We start from the raw sequence: 15082 nt of genomic DNA on the forward strand, positions 1-15082 counted from the left end.
GCGAGCTCCATGCCGTCCATCGCGGCGAGCACGAAGTACAGCCTGAGGCTGACGTGCAGGGCCGCGAAGGCCGATATCGACTCGGGCACGGCGGAGATCAAAAACGTGCTTGTGGCGGTGACAAAGGACGGCAAGACCGTTACGACTTCGATCCCGGTGAACAAGAAGCTGAAGGCCATAATGACCGCGAAGCCCGACGATGGCAAGAAACCTGACGACGGCAAGAAGCCTGACGACGGCAAGCCTGATGATGGCAAGAATGACGGTGGCAAGAAGGGCAGCTCCGGCGGCGGGTGCGACGCGGGTGTCGGCGGACTGGCACTGGCCCTTGGGGCGGCGTTCCTGCTGAAGCGGAAGGCGTAGTCCGAAGACAGACGAGGCGGGCCTCTCCTGAGGCCCAACCTGACAGAAGCGAAAGAAGCTAGAGCGGCGCCTCAGGGGCGCCGCTCTAGCACGTTTTTCAGGCCCCCCCTGCAAGGGGCTGGGGGGTGTTGAGCGGGCGAAAGGCAGACCCCTCCGCCGCCCTTGGCGACACCTTCCCTTGCATAAGTGGCATAAGTGAGGCAGCAGATGCCGGTTTGTTAAACGCGATTTGGTATTACGCCCGCCCCGCGTTTTGTAAGGATTGCAGCTCCTCCAGGGGCAGTCCGGTGGCCTCGGCGATTTTGGTCAGGTCCAGCCCCATCCGAAGCAGGTTCCGCGCCGTTTCTGTTCTGCCCAGTTGAATGCCCCTTGCCTCGCCCAGTTGAATGCCCTCCGTCCTGCCCAACTGAATGCCCTTTTCAATGCCCTTACGCTCCATGATGCTGACGTACATCCGCCCCGCCTCCTTCGCCTCTTCCAGAGCGTTCTCCCACTCCTCGTACTCCCTGGAGCTCTCGTCCTCCGTCAAGTGAATGACGCCCTCCATAAAAACCAACAGCTGCGCCTTGTCCGCGTGGTCCCAGCCCCGCTCGTCCAGGAGCTTCAGCATCTCCTTCAGGTAGCTCAGCTTCCTCGGCTCGCTGTTCCGGCTCTTCCACGCCCTGAGTCCCGCCAGGTGCGCCCAGTCGAAGGGGTTGTCGCTCGCCTTCAGGGCCTCCTCGTTTCCTTCGTAGAGTTTGAACACGGGGAACTCGTACTTCACCCGCGTGCCGTAGCCCTCCCAGGAATAGACCCCACAGGACTGCGCCTCCGACAGGGGCTCGATGAGAAGGGCCAGGGCGCTGACGTGCCTTCGGTAGCGTCCCTCTAGCAAGCCGCGGTAGCGGTGCATCCGCAGGGGGAAGTCCTCGTTGCCGCCGCGGCCCTGCACCTCCACGCGAAGGAGGAGCCAGGCGTCTTCCTGGGTGCGGAGGGGGACGTTTGCCAGGAGGTCCACGAATCGGTTCCCGTCCGGCTCGCCGCCCTCTGGCCTTCGAGTGAAGCGGGCCAGCCGGCGCAGTTCCTTTAAGCAGGCGACCGACCCTCTGCGGCTACAAGCCGCAGATGCCGTGTCGTTCGCTTATGTCGAAGCGAAGCCCTGTGGCTTCGCTTCGACGACGAGGAAGACAACGTCCCGTTTCTCGTCGAGGTCCTTGGCCAGGTCGGGCAGCAGGGACTGAAGCATAGGGACGAAGAATCTGCTTAATAATTCCTTCCAGAGCTGGTCATCACGACGCGGTTCCTTGGCGGCCTTTTCCGAAGGGTCTTTTTTCTTACCGCTCATGGCGTCACCTCGTTTCGAGATTTGTCGCACACTCAGGCTTCCCCTGTATCAGTATAGCAAAGATAACGGGCGTTTGAGCGGGGAGGTATCAGGAATCCGGCCTTGATCCTCTTTTAGGGGAGGCAAGACGGCACATTTTCCAGGCTCCTTTTCAGGGGAGTAGAAAAGAGCCGGGATGTCGCTAACCGTTCCCGCCCATCTCCTCCTCTCTGCCGTTCTGATGCAACAGACGGTATAATAGGGTAAAGGGCTTGGAGCGTCCTTTGAGGTCACACGACGGGCTGTCCTTGATCTTTTAGATTGCGGAGGGATCGAACATGTTGAGTAAGCCGAACAAGACGTTGGGGGTCTTAGGGGGAATGGGGCCAGCCGCGGCCGCGGAGTTCCTTCGCCTGCTTGCGGAGGGCGCGCCGGCAGCGAGCGACGCGGAGCACCCGCGCATGATCCTGCTGTCGGACCCCGACATCCCGGACCGCAGCGACGGGATCATGGGCCTCGGCCCGGACCCACTGCCGGCGATCAGAAAGGACCTGCTGCAGTTGGTGGAGTGGGGCGCGGAGGTCCTGGCCGTCCCCTGCAACACGGCTCACTTCTTCATCGACCGTTTTCGCGAGGAGCTCTCCGTGCCGCTGGTGCACATCGTGGAGGCGACGGTGAACGCCGCCCGGCGCGCCAGCCCGGAGGGGGCGTGGCTCGTGGCGACCTCCGGCACCCAGAAGAGCCTCATCTACCCCGCCTGCGCCGAGAAGGCGGGCTACCTGTTTCTCCGCCCTTCGAGGGAGCAGCAGGAGTGCGTGCAGCAGAGCCTGCGTGCCGTGAAGGCCGGGGATAGGAGGCGCGCCGCGGAACTCCTGAGGGAGGTGGTGGAGGCCCTGTGGCGGGAGAGGGACCTCCCGATCGCGACGGCCTGCACGGAACTGCCCCTGGCCTACGCGGCTGCGGGCCTGCCGCCGGACCGACAGATATCGAGCCTCCAGGCTCTGGCGGATGCGTGCCTCGACCTGCTCTATGAGCGTGGGGACGGCGGGGCGGGCTGGGGCGTCGGCGCCTTCATGCCCAGGTAGGGGTGGCGCGGGGACGGCGCTTTGCAATTCGGTGCCGCTGTTATAAAATGAAAATCCGAGAGGGTACAACGGCCCCCGGCACGGGGGCAGAGTTTTCCTTATGGAGGTGAAACAGGGATGCAGGTCATCCAGCAGACGCGCACGTCGGTGAACGTGTCCGGGTACGTCGACCGGCTGGAGCACGGGATCGTCCGAAAGCACCTTGAGGTCCAGCTGGAGCACGTCAAGGAGCCCGTGTACGTTCAGCGTCCGATCATCGACGACCTGAACTCGCAGGTCATCGTTCACGACCAGGTGGAGCAGTACGTCTGACGTCCGCGCCGCGCCTTTGTGCGCCGCGGACCGGCTTTGGCGAGGAGGTCTTGAATGAGAAAGGTGTTTCTGTGGCTCGCCGCACTTGTGGCAGTCTGCGCTTTCGCCGGTCCGGCCGCGGCTGCCCGGCACGTCCCGGGGGAGGTCCTGGCGGTCTTCAAGGGCGAGGAGGGCACGAAGGTCGTGGCGTCGTCCCTGCACCTAGGGCGGGAGGCGTTTCGCGCGGCGTCGCTGGCCGCCGCCGTTGGAGCGCGCGTGGAGGAAACCTACGCGGAGCTCTCCGAGGCGGGAAACGGCGTCTTCGTCCTGCTCAAGTCCGATGCCCTCTCCCCGGAGGCGCTGACGGAGCGCCTCCTGAAGCGGGCGGACGTCCTGGCCGCGTCGCCCAACTACATCGCGCGGACGTCCGTCACGGAGCCGAACGACCCGTTTTATCTAACGGGAGCCCTCTGGAACCTCAAGGCCATCCGTGCGTCGGAGGCGTGGGACACGACGACGGGCAGGGGGGACGTCTGCGTGGCCGTCCTGGACACGGGCATCGATGATACGGCGCTGGAGCTGACTTCCAATTTCAGGCGCGACCTGAGCCGCAACTTCTACAAGGACGCCGGCGCCTCCAAGGCGGACCCGGAGGCCTACGCGGACCGCAACGGACACGGCACTCACGTGGCCGGCACCATCGGCGCCGCGGGGAACAACGGCAGGGGCGTGGTGGGCGTGAACTGGAGCGTGGGGCTCATCTCCCTCAGGGCCATGGGGCCGGATGGGACGGGACCTGGAAGCGGGATCGTGGACGCGCTCAACTTCCTGACAAAACTGCTGAAGGAGGACGCCAGCCTGAAGGTGGCGGCCGTCAACCTGTCGCTCAACTGGTTGTCCCCCATGGTCCCAACGCTGGCAAACCAGCGGAAAGACCCGATATGGCGCGCGTTCAAGGCGCTGGACTCCCTGAACCGGACCGTGATCGTCACGAGCGCCGGAAACAACGGACTTGAGGTGGGCGTCCCCGCGCCGGCGGACGGTCCGAAGGGCGCGGACGGCAAGCCGGAGTACGACAGGGGCGATTACGTCTACGGCTCCTCCTACAAAGGAATCCACAATCTGATCGTCGTGGGGGCGTCCTCGCGGGACATCTCCCTCGCGCGCTTCAGCAACTGGAGCCGCGACTTCGTGGACATCTCGGCTCCGGGCGTGCCCATCCTCAGCACGACGATCGCCGCCTTCGAGAACTCCACCCGCGCCGAAGACGGAACCGTGATGGCCGTGATGCGCGGCACCTCCATGGCGGCCCCCCACGTGGCGGGGGCGGCCGCGTTGCTGAAGGCCGCGGACCCCGCCCGAACGGCGTATCAGGTCCGGACGGCGCTGCTCCAGGGTGCGGCGGCGAAGTCGGTCCTCATGGGCAAAGTGGCCGGGGGGCGCTTCCTGGATTTGAGGGGAGCGCTGGACTATCAGGCCGCGCACCCGGAGCTGGCCGCCGAGGCGCCTCGGACGGAGTACGACGAGCGCGTCGGGGACGCGGGCGACGCCTCTTCCTCAGGGGGCGCTGGATGTGACGCGACGGGCCTCGGCACGTTGGGGTGGGGCCTCACGGTCCTGCTTGCGGTGGGGGGCCGGCGAAGGTAGCACATCGCGCTGGCAAAAGAGCGGGCCTGGAGGTTTTTCTCCAGGCCCGCTTCTCTTTTTTTTGGTCCCACGATCACCGCGCCGTCCTACGGGGCTGGGCGGCCAGTCCGCCCTGAGAGGTCTCGCGGTACTTCGCGCTGAGGTCCTTTCCGGTCTGGTACATGGTCGCGATGACCTCGTCCAGGCTGATGAGGGGCGGGGTGCTGCGGTGCATGGCCATGTGGGCGGCGTTGATGGCCTTCACCGCCGCGACGGCGTTGCGCTCGATGCAGGGCACCTGCACCAGCCCCGCGATGGGGTCGCAGGTCATGCCGAGGCAGTGCTCCATGGCGATCTCCGCCGCCGTCGTCACCTGGCGCGGGCTGCGGCCCGACAGCTCCGTCAGCCCCGCTGCGGCCATGGAGCAGGCGACGCCCACCTCTCCCTGACAGCCCACCTCCGCCCCTGAGATGGAGGCGTTGGTCTTGAACAGCAGGCCGATGGCGCCGCAGGTCAGGAGGTAGCGCGTGCGGTCCTCCGGCGTCGTGGAGCGGACGTAACGGTTGTAGTACTCCAGCACAGCGGGGACGACGCCGCAGGCGCCGCTGGTGGGGGCGGTCACCATGCGCCCGCCCGCCGCGTTCTCCTCGCTCACCGCCAGGGCGAAGACGTTGACCCAGTCCAAAATCTGCATGGGGTCCGAGGACAGGGGCCTGGCGGAGGAGAGCACCCGCAGGAGCTGCGCGGCACGCCGCGCGACGTGCAGTCCCCCCGGCAGGATGCCCTCCGTCCTCATGCCGCGATCCATGCAGGCGCTCATGATGCCCCAGATGTGCTCGAAGTGGCCCTGAATGTCAACGCCGGGGTGCAGCGCCCGCTCGTTTTCCAGGACCAGCGTGGAGATGGAGAGGCCGTGCTCTGCACAGACCGCGATCAGCTCCTCCGCCGAGGCGTAGGGATAGGGCACGTCGCCGAAAACGCCGTCCGGCGCGTCGAAGCGGGCCGCCTCCACGACGAATCCGCCCCCGATGGAGTAGTAGGTGTTCGAGTGGAGCGGCGTGCCGTCGGGCCCCAGGGCGTGCAGGACGAGGCCGTTTTCGTGCAGTGGCAGTTGCTTTGCGAGAAAAGCGAAGTCGCGCTCCGGGTCGAAGGGGATGGAGCGCTCGTCCTCCAGACGGGGGAAGGCCCCCAGGGGCAGCCGACGGGTGCGGTCCACGAGGCCCACGAACTCCTGAATGACGTCCGGGTCCGCCTCCTCCGGTTTGACGCCCCAGAGCCCCAACAGCACGGCACGGTCCGTCATGTGCCCCTTCCCCGTCAGGGCCAGGGAGCCGTGGAGGTCGCAGCGGACGCCGCCGACCCGCTCCATGAGGCCCATGGCCCTCAGCTCATCGAGGAAGCGCAGCGCGGCGCGCATGGGGCCCATCGTGTGCGAACTCGACGGACCGATGCCGACCCTGAAGATGTCAAAGGTACTCTGCATGGCGGGCCTCGTCAGCCGGCGCGTCCGGCCCGCGCAGGCCGGACCTGCCTCAAACCAGCGGGAAGGGCGCCCGCAAAAAACCGCGCAGCGCCCGACAGCAGAGCAACGTCAATCCAAAACGTCATATCCCTCACCTCTCCCGCCGCGGGGGACGGACCGCGAGGCTCTCTCAGCCTCGTGGCTCAATACCTGTGGTCGATCTTCGTGCCGACGCCGAAGACCTCCAGGCTGGACTCCATGAGCTCCTGCTGCGTCCGGATCAGGTAGGCCCCCAGCTTCATCTGGACCTTGGCCTGGCTCAGGTCCATGGCCGACTTCGCTACGTCCATGGGGTTCAGGCTGCCGGAGGCGATGTCCTCCGCCGCGGCCGCCGCCGTGTTCATGGATTTCTGCATCAGCTCGAGCCCAGCCTGCCCCAGGCGATCGTAACCGTTGACGTTCATCGCGTCTTCCTCCTTGAAGAACATGTGCTAAGATATTCTTGATTTTATCAAAGGGCCGCACCGAATACAACCGGCTCGTCCGGCCCGATCTTTTGAAGAGGTGTTTATCGATGTTGGAGGCCATGCGGCGTCGCCGCAGCATTCGGAAGTTTACGGACAGGAAGGTGGAAGACGGGGACATCGCCCGCCTTATGGATGCGGGGCTCGTCGCTCCGACGGGAAAGAACACCCTGTGTACGGAGTTCTTCGCCGTCACGGACAAGGCGAAGATCGAGCGGCTCGCCCAGTGCCGCGACGGCATGGCGGCCTCCTCGCTGAGGACGGCGCCGCTGGCCATCCTCGTGACAGGGCGGCATAAGAGCAGCGACGTCTGGAGGGAGGACGCCGCGGCCGCGGCCGCGTTCATCCTGCTGGAGGCCACGGAGATGGGCCTCGGCGCGTGCTGGGTCCAGATCTTCCAGAGGCCCTGCGGAGCGGAAACGTCGGAGGAGGCGGTGCGCCGCATCCTGGGCATCGACCCCGATCTCTCCATCCTCTGCGCGATCGCCGTCGGATACCCGGCGGAGGAGAAGGAGCCCCGCAACCTGGAAACGCTGGATCGCTCGCGGACGCATCACCTCTAAAAACGCCGGAGCAGGCTGCAAACCTGTGGACGAAAAGAGGACCGACCTGGGGTCGGTCCTCTTGCTTTGAATGGGCGGATGGCGTTGACGCTCCCGGAACGCTGAGGTTTACGACAAGCCGGCGTGTGCGTCTTTTTTCAGGGCGTCGATCTCATGAGAAGTCAGCCCCGTGAGCTCTGAGATCTGAGCCACGGGAAGCGGCACGGCAAGCATCCGGCACGCTACTTCCATAAGGCCCTTCAGACGTCCTTCCTGACGTCCTTCCTGACGCCCTTCCTGACGTCCTTCTTCGCGCCCTTCTCGACGTCCTTCCTGGCGTCCTTCTTCGCGTCCTTCCTGGCGTCCTTCTTCGCGTCCTTCCTGGCGTCCTTCTTCATGGCCCATCACGCGCCCTTCCGCGCGCCCCTGAGCACGGGTCTGCTCCAGCTCCTCATCCCAAAAGGACATCATCTCGCTCTCCCCCTTTATCTCCCTGGCTCCCTTCCTGTACTGTTCCCAAAGCGCCCTGTCCTTCAAGTTGATGACCCTCGCGATAAACGCCAGAAGGTCGGACCGATCCTCCCGGCTCCAGCCCTTCGACACCAGAATCCTGGTGAGCTTCAGCAGGTAGATCAGCTTCTGCTGCTCCTCGTTGTCGTATGCCAACGCCTTCTTTGCCGCGTAGAGTGCCAGGTCGAACGGGTTGTCGCTCGCCAGGAGGCCCTCGTCGTCCAGATTCCACAGCTTGACGCAATTATAACTGTAGTGGAGGCGCGTCCCATACTGTAAAAAGTCGTAGACGCCCGGCGTTTCCGACTTCGGACGCGACGCGGTCAAAATTGCCAGCGCTACGGGGTTCTTGTCGTAGTGCGCGAAGAGCAGGCAGTAATAGCGCATCATCCTCCGCGAGAGGTCCTCTCCGCCCCTGCCCTGAACCTCGATGTGCAGCAGCACCCACTGTTCGCCGCCGTCCTTCAGCGGGATTTTCAGCAGGGTATCGACGAACTTCGCCGACACCTGTTCCTCGTCGCCCGGCTTCGGCAGGGTGTCCTGGAGTTCCTTGTCGAGCGGCGTGGCCTCCTGCTCCAGATCCGCATCCCTGTACAGGTCGGGAATGGCGCTCCTCAGAAGCTCCCGCCAAAACCTCCTGATGAGAGCCTTCCAGAAGCCGTCGTAGTCGAAACGCTCCGGCTTTTCCTGCATCGTCCGTTCGTCCATCCCGTCAACTCCATTCTCTGTGTCGCCATGGCTGTATTTTATACCCTCTTCGCCGTCGCGTCCCCGTTCGCTCCAAACGTGCTTCCCGGTCCGCTCCGTCACGACCTCACGGCCTTTGGAGGTCGCGTCACCCGCGGCACGCTGGTTCTTCAGCGGGCTGTCGCCGACCCAGGTTCGCTGAGGTCGTGAGAGAGAATTTTCACTTGCTTGACATCATCCAATTTGAAGTTTCTTGTGTGCTCAATTAAGGTTTTTTTGTCATTCTCCGACAATTGATCCAAATCCCCACCTTGAAAATATGTCATGGTTCGCAGGCTTTCAATAACCGGGAATCGATCTCCATAGATGGCACAAGCTCCGGACAGGCCTTCCGACAGGGAAGTCCCGCTGTGGAGTATGGCAGCGATATCCCTATAGTCCTTTGCCTCGACACGTTTCATGATTACAGCCGCTTTCATCGCAAGAAGGTCCTTTAAAGATGCAACTTGAAGGATGCCATCATGCGTTAACAGAGGTTCTCCAATACGTCCAAAGGCAATCCCGCCAAAAAATGAAAGTTTTACGCCCTCCGTCGTCCGATAGGTGCGCGTATCCAGCTCGTTTTGCAGCAGCTCCGCCATCTTTAAAAAAGGCATGGATTCCAACATTTTCTTTTCCATAGCCTCAGATAGAGGAAGGTGAGAGAAGAAGTCAAAGTCATTGGACACCCTGTGTCCAAGGTGCAGAGCAATCGCTGTACCGCCATATAAGACGAATCCAAGCGCTCCACATGGGGACAGGTTATTCCAAAGCCCTCTTTGTGCTTCCGGCAGGATATCCAAATGCGCTTGAAACGTCTTCATGGCAGCTCTCTGACGGGCATGGCGGGAGCTTCTTTCCCCGTGATGCGACAATGCCAGAAGGACCAGGACTTTGGTCTGAACTGTCCGGCCTCCGCCTTTTCCAAAACCTCCATCAATTCATCTTGCGAAAAGAGCTTTTCGAGCTCACGTGTATCTTCCAGGGTCCCTATATTCATCAACTGAGCTAAAATACGTTCAGGGTATTCCATCGCCTCATCCCTCGTCTTCCACCAGATGTATGAGCTCATCCGTGAAAGGAATTCCATCTGTGCGCGACTGAATCGCTTTGTCGCCATCAAAAATTCCTCCTGACCGCAAAGTGGCTGCCCTCCGACGAGGCGCAGCATCCGTCATAAGCCGCACCCTAAGCACCGGGCGTCAGGCGGACTTTGCCTCATGGCCCTCTACGCCTGTCCTCAGTATACACCTTACGGAATGAGGCGATCTTTTGTGTTGAGCGTCAGTTATCCCGTCGCGTTCGCGCCGGCCAGGGCGACGTCGGGAGGTGGTCGGGCTCCTGCCGGAATAGGGGGATTGCGCTGCAAAAAAACAGCGGTCAATCCCCCTTGAGATTGACCGCTCTTCTGAACCGTTATCATGGTGCGGAGGGGGGGACTCGAACCCCCACAGCTTTAGGGCCACAAGATCCTTAGTCTTGCGCGTCTACCAGTTCCGCCACCCCCGCACAACACACCTATTATACCCGCAAGGGGGCCAGCGTCAAGGGGGCTTTCTCGATCGGGCCAGCCGCGGTGTGGGCGTCCCGAAGGAACAGGACCCTAAGGCTTCAGGGGCTCGTCCCAGAAGGGGAAGTAGATGCGGAGGTGCGTCACGTTCCGGAGCGCGTCGTCCACGCGCCCGGAAACGTCCGGGATGCGGGTCCATGGTCCGCCGTCCAGGCGGCAGAGGGCCAGGGGCCTGCGCCCGTAGGTGCTCCACCAGTCCTCCAGCCGGTCCTCAAGCTGCGTTCCGGGGACGAAGGCGTTTTTGAAGAGCGGCGGGGTCCCCGCGAGCTCACGGCCCGGCAGCGGGGCCAGGATCATCCACTGGGTCAACTTCCAGGCGTTGGCCATCTCGTGGGAGGTGAGGGCGTGGATCAGCGGCATGATCTGGATGCCCCCCACCTGGTCCCTGGATGCCGTCGCGATGTCGATGACGCCCGCGTGAGAGGCGCGGATTCGGCCGCGGCCCTGAAACTGCGTCCCGCCGAAGCGCCCGACGCCTCCGATGGGGCGCACGACGCGGGCCTCGACGCGGGGCCCGTCGGCACCCCACACGATGACGCGCCCGCCGGGGCGGTTCTCGATGTCCACCATCCAGTCCCGTGGACGGCGGGGCAGGGGCGAGCGGATCACGAGCGTTTCGCCCTCCTTCGGAGTCCCGTCCAGGGGCCTCTCGCCGTCCTTCCCCAGGATGGTGACGGGGGAGCCAACCAGGGGCGCGAAGCCGCCGAAGGGCCCCGTGCCAGCGGCCGCGTCCAGGGAGAAGAAGGCCCCCGCCGCGGCAGCAGGGGCCACGGTCACCGCAGGGACGAGGCTCAGGATGCGTCCGCGCCCCTCCTCCACGTCCACCAGCAGGTGAATGGCGTTCACGGCCGTGGCGCAGACCGTTGCCGGCGCGCACCACTTGCTGGCGGTGTAGGCCGGCCAGTTCGTCTTGACGGGGGTCATCAGGACCCGCCCCAGGGTTGCCTCCGTGCCATCCGGCATGAGGGCTGTCACGTTTTCTCCGGCCTTCATGGGGACGCGCAGCTCAAGCGTTTCCCGCCGGTCGGCGCCCTGCGCGGGGAGCGCAAACAGGGCCAGAAGCAGCAGCACTGCAAGGGTTTTTTTCATAACGATCAAACCTCCTGAAAATAAGGGGCGTCTACGGGATCGGAGCCCACCAGACGGCCCAGACGTTGCACAGGGCGTGGTAGAGGATGGAGGGCAGGACGGAGCCGTGGCGCCAGCGCAGCCACCCCATCACGAGCCCCGGAAAGAACGTCGCCACGCGCAGCCATCCGACGAGGGTCACGAGGTGGATGAGCGCGAAGGCCAGCGTCGCCAGGGGGATGCCCGCCCACGGTCCCCACCGGCGCACCGTCAGCGTCTGGAGCCAGCCGCGAAAGAACGTCTCCTCGATGAAGGCCGCCGCCACCCCGCCCCCCAGGCTGTCCAGAGCCTGCCAAGGCGTCAGGCTCCTGGGGCCCGGCCCACCCCACTCCGCCGGCCAGTGCATGGAAACGAAGGTCAGGGGGATGAGGGTCAGGAGCAGGGCCAGCGCCACGTCCCGCCATGCGCCTCGCCCCATGAACCACTTCAGCCCGAAGTCCCGCTCATCCTCCCTCTTGAGGCGGCACCAGGTGTAGGGAAAGTAGAGCATGAAGGCCGCGACGACCAGGCCGGCTGCGGCGGTCAATATCCCGCGCGACATGAGGGGCCTAAAGGGACTTCATGGCTTCGGTGAGGAAGCTCGCGGCGTTGTTGATGCCGAGGACGATGTCGATGCGGTGGACGTAGAGCAGGCGCGAGGCCTTCCACAAGAGGACGATGACCGGCACGGCGACGATGAGCGCCCCCAGCTTGTAGAGGACCTTGGAGGGAATCCGTCCCCACCCCTCAAAGAGCGCGTCAACGAGCCAGCCGGCGGTCATGAGGGCAAAGCCCAGAATCCATACAGACAGCCCCAAAATTACCCTTGTGTCGATCAAGCGCATGAGCTCGTCCTCCTCGGTCCAGTGTGAAGCGCGAGACGGAAAACGGCGCGGCCGTCCTCCGGCCTCCCTGCCTGTATTATACAACGGGACGGATACGCAGTTTATCGTCTGTCCTGCAGGGGACTTTGTGTTAGAATTCCTAAACGTGTGCGTTTTTTGAGATGTCCCGCCTTGCGGGATAAAACAGCAGGGAGGAAGAGAATATGAGTAAGCAGTTCAAGTTGAAGTTCGCAGTGGTCCTCGGCGTGGCGGTCCTTGCGGCGGCCTGTGTGGCCTGGGCGTCGAACGAGGCCTCGAAGCCGGCCGAGGAGAACAGGGTCCTGGCCCGCGTCGAGGGCCGTGAGATCACGGAAGCGGACGTCAACGCGGTCCTTCAGTCCATGGGACCTCAGGGCATGATGATGTACGGGAGCCCTGAGGGGCGTCGGCTCATCCTGGACGAGATCGTCTCCATGTATCTCTTTTCGCTCGAGGGCGAGAAGGAGAAGCTGGACGGGGAGCAGGACTTCATCGACTTCATGGCCCGCGTCCGCACCCAGAGCCTGGCCCAGCGCGCCATGCGGAACGCCGTGAAGGATGTCCAGGCGACGGAGGAGGAAGCGCAGAAGTTCTACGACGAGCACAAGGACCAGTTCACCCAGCCGGAGCGCGTCCATGCCCGCCACATCCTGATCAGCGACGACGCCACCAGCGCGGACACCATCGCCAAAGTGCAGGCGGACCTCAAGGCCGGCGCGTCCTTCGACGAGGAGGCGAAGAAGCTCTCGACCTGCCCCTCCGCTCCGCAGGGCGGCGATCTGGGCGAGTTCACGAAGGAGCAGATGGTCCCTGAGTTCTCCGACGCCGCCTTCGCCCTGAAGGAGCCCGGCGACATCTCGGAGCCCGTCAAGTCGCCCTTCGGGTGGCACATCATCCGGCTTGAGGGGCGTACGCCGGCTCAGCTCACGCCTTTCGACGAAGTGAAGGGCCAGATCCTTCAGGAGCTCAACGGTCAGAAGCAGCAGGAGCGGATCAAGGCGAAGGTCGAGGAGCTGAAGAAGGCCTATAAGGTCGAGATGCTGGCTCCCGTCTCCGACGACGCTGCCGCCGAAGCGGCCTCGGACGACGCGAAGAAGTAGGGCTGAAAGCAGGGCCCGACCCGATCGGCCTGGACGGAGCGGAGGGGGAGGGCGCGTGCCTTCCCCCTCCGCTCTTTGTCCAGCCCGCGGCAGGGGCCGCGCCGACCGATCGTCGGCTCAGGGGCTAGAACTCCATGCGGGAATCGTGGCTGCCGGTGATCTCTCCGGTCTTGAGGTCGATGTGGATGGCGTTGACGTCGCCCATGTAGGGCTTCAGGCTGAGCTTGTAGCCCATGTCCGTGAGGGCCTCCACGTCCGCCGCCGACAGGCCGTTGTCGTGCTCGATGCGGAGCTCGTCAGGAAGCCACTGCATGTGGAAGCGGGGAGCGCTGACGGCCTCGTTGATGGGCATGTCGTAATCGATGACGTTCTGGATCACCTGCAGAGTCGTGGTGATGATGCGGCTGCCTCCGGGGCTGCCCACCACGAGGACCGTCTTGCCGTCCCTGGAGACGATGGAGGGGCTCATGGAGCTCAGGGGACGCTTATAGGGCTCGATGGCGTTTGCGTCGCCGCCCACCAGGCCGTAGACGTTCGGCACGCCGGGCTTGGCGGAGAAGTCGTCCATTTCGTTGTTCAGCAGGAAGCCCGCGCCCTTCACCGCGGCTCCCGTGCCCCAGGACTCATTGATGGTGTAGGTGACGGCCACGGCGTTGCCCATCTTGTCCACGACGGAGTAGTGGGTGGTGTTCGTGCCCTCCTTCAGGGCCTCCAGCCCCGGACGGACCTTGCTGCTGGGAGTGGCCCCCTTCGGGGCGATCCCGTCGTAGATCTTTTTGGCGTAGGCCTTGGAGGTCAGCTCCTCGACGGGGACCTTCACGAAGTCCGGGTCGCCCATGTACTCGCTGCGATCGGCGTAGGCCTGGCGCATGGCCTCGGCCATGACGTGCAGCGCGGCCGGGGTGCGGCAGCCCAGAGCCCTCATGTCGGCGTTCTCCATGACGTTCAGGATCTCGGCCACGATGGCCCCTCCGCTGGAGGGTGGACACATGGAGACGATCTTGTAGCCGCGGTAGTCCGCCGTGCTGGGCTCGCGCCACTTGACCTCGTACTTCTTCAGGTCCTCCTTCGTGATCAAGCCGCCGTTGGCCTTCATGTCCGCCACGATGAGGTCCGCCGTCTCCCCCTCATAGAAGCCCTTTGGCCCCTCGGAGGCAATGCGCTTCAGCGTCGCTGCCAGGTCCGCCTGCTGGAAGAGCTCTCCCGCCTTGTAGGGCGTCCCGTCCCCGTGCAGGAAATAGCCCTGGGAGTGGGGGAACTTCCTGAACTTGTCCGCAAAGTCGGCCATGCTCTTCGCCTGGCGTTCGGAGAGCTCATAACCCTTTTCGGCCATCTCGATGGCGGGGGCGATCAACTGGTCCAGCTTCATCGTCCCGAAACGTTCCAGCATGGCGCTCATGCCAGCCACCGTTCCGGGGATGCCCACGGCCTTGTAGGTGCGGGTGCTCTCCTGAGGGATCACGTTTCCGTCCTTGTCCAGGTACATGTCCCGCGTAGCTGCGCCGGGAGCCATCTCGCGGAAGTCGAGGGCGTAGTCCCCGCCATCTGCCGTGTGGATGACGGCGAAGCCGCCACCGCCGACGTTCCCCGCCTGGGGGTGGAGGACCGCCAGCGCGTACCCCACGGCGACGGCGGCGTCGATGGCGTTGCCGCCCCTGTCCAGAACGTCCTGACCGGCCTTGTCCGCCAGGGGCTGGGTCGAAACGGCCATGCCGTTTCCGTTGCTGGTCAGGAGCTCATTTTTCGGCGCGGCCAGCGCGCCCGACACGCCAGCGGCCAGGAGCAGCGCCGCCAATGCAATGGTGAACCTCCTGCTGCGCAGAACCTTCATTTCACACAACCTCCTTGCGGCAGATTACCTGCCATGTTTTTGATGAGCGCAGCCCGTGGGCTGCGGAGGGGGTCCCATAATCAACAGAATTTTCAGTAAAATCCTGGAGCAAAAAAAGGAGTGCGGCGCAACCGCACCCGTGTAATCATAATACTCAGTCTTTTGCCCTGCGTCAAGCG

17 protein-coding genes and 1 tRNA gene are annotated in these 15082 nt (G+C 64.1%); 6 read left to right on the forward strand and 12 right to left on the reverse strand.

What is annotated here, in order from left to right; genetic code table 11:
• A partial coding sequence (locus tag ACO41U_RS07575) for a Synerg-CTERM sorting domain-containing protein (RefSeq protein WP_485942860.1) occupies positions 1–363 on the forward strand: 363 nt, incomplete at its 5' end.
• A gap of 235 nt (positions 364–598) precedes the next feature.
• Here the strand turns inward: ACO41U_RS07575 and ACO41U_RS07580 are convergent.
• Positions 599–1360 (reverse strand): RpnC/YadD family protein, encoded by a 762-nt coding sequence (locus ACO41U_RS07580; protein WP_485942862.1) that lies wholly within the window; start codon positions 1358–1360, stop codon positions 599–601.
• Positions 1361–1483: 123 nt separating this feature from the next.
• Positions 1484–1687: a hypothetical protein gene (locus tag ACO41U_RS07585; RefSeq protein ID WP_485942864.1), complete on the reverse strand. Its 204-nt coding sequence runs from the start codon at positions 1685–1687 to the stop codon at positions 1484–1486.
• A gap of 317 nt (positions 1688–2004) precedes the next feature.
• On the opposite strand from ACO41U_RS07585, the gene ACO41U_RS07590 reads away from it, so the two are divergent.
• The 3 genes from ACO41U_RS07590 (at position 2005) to ACO41U_RS07600 (ending at position 4689) form a co-directional block, all read left to right on the forward strand.
• The gene (locus tag ACO41U_RS07590; RefSeq protein ID WP_485942866.1) at positions 2005–2751 is read left to right on the forward strand and encodes an aspartate/glutamate racemase family protein; all 747 of its coding nucleotides are present in this window, start codon (positions 2005–2007) and stop codon (positions 2749–2751) included.
• A 117-nt stretch (positions 2752–2868) separates the two neighbouring features.
• The gene (locus ACO41U_RS07595; RefSeq protein ID WP_015556090.1) at positions 2869–3063 is read left to right on the forward strand and encodes a hypothetical protein; all 195 of its coding nucleotides are present in this window, start codon (positions 2869–2871) and stop codon (positions 3061–3063) included.
• Between the two features lie 54 nt (positions 3064–3117).
• On the forward strand, positions 3118–4689 hold the full coding sequence (locus tag ACO41U_RS07600) for a S8 family serine peptidase (protein WP_485942868.1): 1572 nt from the start codon (positions 3118–3120) through the stop codon (positions 4687–4689).
• A gap of 73 nt (positions 4690–4762) precedes the next feature.
• Here ACO41U_RS07600 and ACO41U_RS07605 read toward each other — a convergent pair whose 3' ends face one another.
• On the reverse strand, positions 4763–6151 hold the full coding sequence (locus tag ACO41U_RS07605) for an L-serine ammonia-lyase (RefSeq protein WP_485942870.1): 1389 nt from the start codon (positions 6149–6151) through the stop codon (positions 4763–4765).
• 182 nt (positions 6152–6333) lie between these two features.
• Positions 6334–6594 (reverse strand): hypothetical protein, encoded by a 261-nt coding sequence (locus ACO41U_RS07610; protein WP_485942872.1) that lies wholly within the window; start codon positions 6592–6594, stop codon positions 6334–6336.
• A gap of 110 nt (positions 6595–6704) precedes the next feature.
• Between ACO41U_RS07610 and ACO41U_RS07615 the strand changes: the two genes are divergently transcribed.
• The gene (locus ACO41U_RS07615) at positions 6705–7217 is read left to right on the forward strand and encodes a nitroreductase family protein (protein WP_485942874.1); all 513 of its coding nucleotides are present in this window, start codon (positions 6705–6707) and stop codon (positions 7215–7217) included.
• Positions 7218–7325: 108 nt separating this feature from the next.
• Here the strand turns inward: ACO41U_RS07615 and ACO41U_RS07620 are convergent, their stop codons facing one another.
• The 7 genes from ACO41U_RS07620 to ACO41U_RS07650 form a co-directional block, all read right to left on the reverse strand.
• Complete coding sequence (locus ACO41U_RS07620) at positions 7326–8414, reverse strand: RpnC/YadD family protein (protein WP_485942876.1); 1089 nt, start codon at positions 8412–8414, stop codon at positions 7326–7328.
• A gap of 149 nt (positions 8415–8563) precedes the next feature.
• Positions 8564–9256, reverse strand: a complete 693-nt coding sequence (locus ACO41U_RS07625; RefSeq protein WP_485942878.1) for a nucleotidyl transferase AbiEii/AbiGii toxin family protein — start codon at positions 9254–9256, stop codon at positions 8564–8566.
• Complete coding sequence (locus ACO41U_RS07630) at positions 9253–9552, reverse strand: hypothetical protein (protein ID WP_485942880.1); 300 nt, start codon at positions 9550–9552, stop codon at positions 9253–9255. The genes ACO41U_RS07625 and ACO41U_RS07630 overlap by 4 nt, the downstream gene beginning before the upstream one ends.
• Before the next feature lie 302 nt (positions 9553–9854).
• Positions 9855–9941: transfer RNA gene (locus ACO41U_RS07635), tRNA-Leu, on the reverse strand.
• 94 nt (positions 9942–10035) lie between these two features.
• Complete coding sequence (locus ACO41U_RS07640; RefSeq protein WP_485942882.1) at positions 10036–11091, reverse strand: hypothetical protein; 1056 nt, start codon at positions 11089–11091, stop codon at positions 10036–10038.
• A 31-nt stretch (positions 11092–11122) separates the two neighbouring features.
• Positions 11123–11671: a Synerg-CTERM system glutamic-type intramembrane protease MrtS gene (gene mrtS, locus ACO41U_RS07645; RefSeq protein WP_485942884.1), complete on the reverse strand. Its 549-nt coding sequence runs from the start codon at positions 11669–11671 to the stop codon at positions 11123–11125.
• Positions 11672–11678: 7 nt separating this feature from the next.
• Positions 11679–11954 carry a hypothetical protein gene (locus ACO41U_RS07650; RefSeq protein WP_485942886.1) on the reverse strand — a complete coding sequence of 92 codons (276 nt, stop codon included), beginning with the start codon at positions 11952–11954 and terminating at the stop codon, positions 11679–11681.
• 203 nt (positions 11955–12157) lie between these two features.
• Here ACO41U_RS07650 and ACO41U_RS07655 point away from each other — a divergent pair, with 203 nt between their 5' ends.
• Complete coding sequence (locus ACO41U_RS07655; RefSeq protein WP_485942888.1) at positions 12158–13072, forward strand: peptidylprolyl isomerase; 915 nt, start codon at positions 12158–12160, stop codon at positions 13070–13072.
• 124 nt (positions 13073–13196) lie between these two features.
• Here the strand turns inward: ACO41U_RS07655 and ggt are convergent, their stop codons facing one another.
• Complete coding sequence (gene ggt / locus ACO41U_RS07660; RefSeq protein ID WP_485942890.1) at positions 13197–14903, reverse strand: gamma-glutamyltransferase; 1707 nt, start codon at positions 14901–14903, stop codon at positions 13197–13199.
• Positions 14904–15082: the final 179 nt, after the last annotated feature.

The organism is Fretibacterium sp. (genome assembly GCF_057312375.1).

Coding starts and splice junctions, on each gene's coding strand:
- ACO41U_RS07585 (WP_485942864.1), bottom strand. CDS start 1,687: ATGAGCGGTAAGAAAAAAGACCCTTCGGAAAAGGCCGCCAAGGAACCG.
- ACO41U_RS07590 (WP_485942866.1), top strand. CDS start 2,005: ATGTTGAGTAAGCCGAACAAGACGTTGGGGGTCTTAGGGGGAATGGGG.
- ACO41U_RS07595 (WP_015556090.1), top strand. CDS start 2,869: ATGCAGGTCATCCAGCAGACGCGCACGTCGGTGAACGTGTCCGGGTAC.
- ACO41U_RS07600 (WP_485942868.1), top strand. CDS start 3,118: ATGAGAAAGGTGTTTCTGTGGCTCGCCGCACTTGTGGCAGTCTGCGCT.
- ACO41U_RS07605 (WP_485942870.1), bottom strand. CDS start 6,151: ATGCAGAGTACCTTTGACATCTTCAGGGTCGGCATCGGTCCGTCGAGT.
- ACO41U_RS07610 (WP_485942872.1), bottom strand. CDS start 6,594: ATGAACGTCAACGGTTACGATCGCCTGGGGCAGGCTGGGCTCGAGCTG.
- ACO41U_RS07615 (WP_485942874.1), top strand. CDS start 6,705: ATGTTGGAGGCCATGCGGCGTCGCCGCAGCATTCGGAAGTTTACGGAC.
- ACO41U_RS07620 (WP_485942876.1), bottom strand. CDS start 8,414: ATGGACGAACGGACGATGCAGGAAAAGCCGGAGCGTTTCGACTACGAC.
- ACO41U_RS07625 (WP_485942878.1), bottom strand. CDS start 9,256: ATGAAGACGTTTCAAGCGCATTTGGATATCCTGCCGGAAGCACAAAGA.
- ACO41U_RS07630 (WP_485942880.1), bottom strand. CDS start 9,552: ATGGCGACAAAGCGATTCAGTCGCGCACAGATGGAATTCCTTTCACGG.
- ACO41U_RS07640 (WP_485942882.1), bottom strand. CDS start 11,091: ATGAAAAAAACCCTTGCAGTGCTGCTGCTTCTGGCCCTGTTTGCGCTC.
- mrtS (WP_485942884.1), bottom strand. CDS start 11,671: ATGTCGCGCGGGATATTGACCGCCGCAGCCGGCCTGGTCGTCGCGGCC.
- ACO41U_RS07650 (WP_485942886.1), bottom strand. CDS start 11,954: ATGCGCTTGATCGACACAAGGGTAATTTTGGGGCTGTCTGTATGGATT.
- ACO41U_RS07655 (WP_485942888.1), top strand. CDS start 12,158: ATGAGTAAGCAGTTCAAGTTGAAGTTCGCAGTGGTCCTCGGCGTGGCG.
- ggt (WP_485942890.1), bottom strand. CDS start 14,903: ATGAAGGTTCTGCGCAGCAGGAGGTTCACCATTGCATTGGCGGCGCTG.